This is a genomic window from Natrialba hulunbeirensis JCM 10989 (genome assembly GCF_000337575.1).
Taxonomy (GTDB): Archaea; Halobacteriota; Halobacteria; order Halobacteriales; family Natrialbaceae; genus Natrialba; species Natrialba hulunbeirensis.
Genome location: NZ_AOIM01000001.1, coordinates 1 through 245, shown reverse-complemented (window position 1 = coordinate 245; position 245 = coordinate 1). Strand labels below are relative to the sequence as shown.

1 protein-coding gene is annotated in these 245 nt (G+C 67.3%); it reads left to right on the top strand.

The window, feature by feature from the left end; translation table 11 throughout:
- A partial coding sequence (locus tag C483_RS00005; protein ID WP_006651281.1) for a S8 family serine peptidase occupies positions 1-245 on the top strand: 245 nt, incomplete at both ends.

The window sequence follows — 245 nt, the reverse complement described above, 5'->3', positions numbered from 1 at the left end:
CACCAGGATCTGGACCTCTACACCGAGGATGCAGACGATCCAACCTATCCAGGTGGCTGGGTCGAGATCGACGCGGACGGTGACCCAGTTGAGGGCTCCGAGCCATACGACACGCACTATCACGGCACGCACGTCGGTGGCACGGTCGGTGCAGCCGCACCGGCTGACGACGACACGCCGGCCTACGGTGTCGCGCCGAACGTCGACCTGCAGCACGGCCTCGTGCTGCCGGACGGCTCGGGTGC